A 1651-nucleotide genomic window follows, 5' to 3' on the forward strand; every position below is an offset into this window, starting at 1 on the left:
AGCATTCATTGTCTTAATTGGCACTGGATGCTTTTTATTTCTTTTTTCGTGTGTTCTAAACCTTAAATAGTTGGAATATTTTTAAATTTACTCATTAAATCTGCGGATTTAGACTTGCTTTGTGGTTGTATATTAATGTATAATATACGTAAATACGTATGCTAGTTATGAGGAGTTATTTATGCCTATTCCACAAGCAATTAAAGATTTTAAACCTACAGAATTTGGAAAAGTCGAAATTAGAGATTTTAAAGGTAAGTATTATGTCTATCCATATCATTATGAATATGATGAAAAAAAAGGAAGATCAAAAAAAGTAACTGATAAGATGATTGGTAAAATTACTCTTGCAGATGGATTTGTGAGAAGTAAAAAATATTCAATTAAACCAACTACTATAGCTGTAAAAGGATATGGTGTTTATACTTTGTTTGAACAATTGAATAAGGATCTTTATTCAAAACTTAAAAAATATTATCCAGGTCTTTATAGAGAAATATTTACAATTGCAGCTCTTCAACTTGTTAATAAATGCACTAATAAAAATCTAAAGGAATTTTATAATAACTCCTCTCTTAGCTTAAGTCATCCTGACTTAAGACTAAGTGAAAACACCATAACTAAATTATTTGAAACTATTGGTAATAACAGACCTGTAATGATAGATTTTATGAGATCATATATTGATAATGATGAAGCTCTTCTTTTTGATGGAACAAACATATTTACTCAGTCCTCAAAGAGTACTTATGCAAAAAAAGGCTATAATCACGGTAAGAAAAAATCTACACAGATTAACTTACTCTATGTTTTTAATTACACAACTCATTCTCCAGTATACTACAGACTTCTACCAGGTAATATTGTAGATAGATCTACTCTAGTAAAGACAATACATGAGGCTGGAATAAAGAATTGTACAATAATTGCTGATAAAGGATTCTATTCCAAAAGCAATAATTCATTCCTTGATGAAAATGAATTGAATTATATATTACCTCTTCAAAGTAATACAAAATATATAAATGATGCTTTTGTTGAAGAAGAAGGCACTGATAAATATGATGACTTTTTGATTTATCACAATAGACCAATATGGTACAAAAAAATGAGTGTTGGTGCTAATTGTCATTTTCTTTATATCTTTATGGATACCGAATTAAAACAAGTAAGAGAATCTTTATACTTAGAAAAGATTAAATGTGGTTACAAGGGTTATACAAGAGAAAAGTTTAATGAAAAGCTTAAGAAGAATTACCTAGCTTTTATTAGCAATCTAGATGAAAATCCAGAGCAAATTTATCTAAGATACAAAGGACGATGGGAAATAGAGGAATGCTTTGATTATTTAAAGAATTCATTAAAGGTTGAAACACCATACCAAGATAGTAATGAGAAAATTGAAGCTTGGGCCTTTATAAATCATATAAGTTTAATTATTTTTTATAACTTAATAAATCAAATCAAAGAAAAGAACTTATCTAATAAATATACACCTGAAGATATTATTAATATTAGTAGAAATATTTATAAGATAGTATTAGATGATGGACAAGAAATAATAAGTGAAACTAGCCAAAAAGAGAAAGACCTATTTAGTGGGTTAGGCCTTTCATTTGAGTAGCATACGTATTTATTGTGGATTGTATGT

General features: G+C 27.4%; 1 protein-coding gene. It reads left to right on the top strand.

The window, feature by feature from the left end:
- Positions 1-181: 181 nt before the first annotated feature.
- Positions 182-1624: a hypothetical protein gene (locus EOL86_14630; GenBank protein ID NCD26808.1), complete on the top strand. Its 1443-nt coding sequence runs from the start codon at positions 182-184 to the stop codon at positions 1622-1624.
- Positions 1625-1651 lie beyond the last annotated feature (27 nt).

This window comes from Deltaproteobacteria bacterium, assembly GCA_009930495.1.
GTDB lineage: Bacteria > Desulfobacterota > Desulfovibrionia > Desulfovibrionales > Desulfomicrobiaceae > Desulfomicrobium.

Bases quoted from the DNA above. Each gene is read 5' to 3' on its own strand.
- EOL86_14630 (NCD26808.1), top strand. From the start codon at position 182: ATGCCTATTCCACAAGCAATTAAAGATTTTAAACCTACAGAATTTGGA.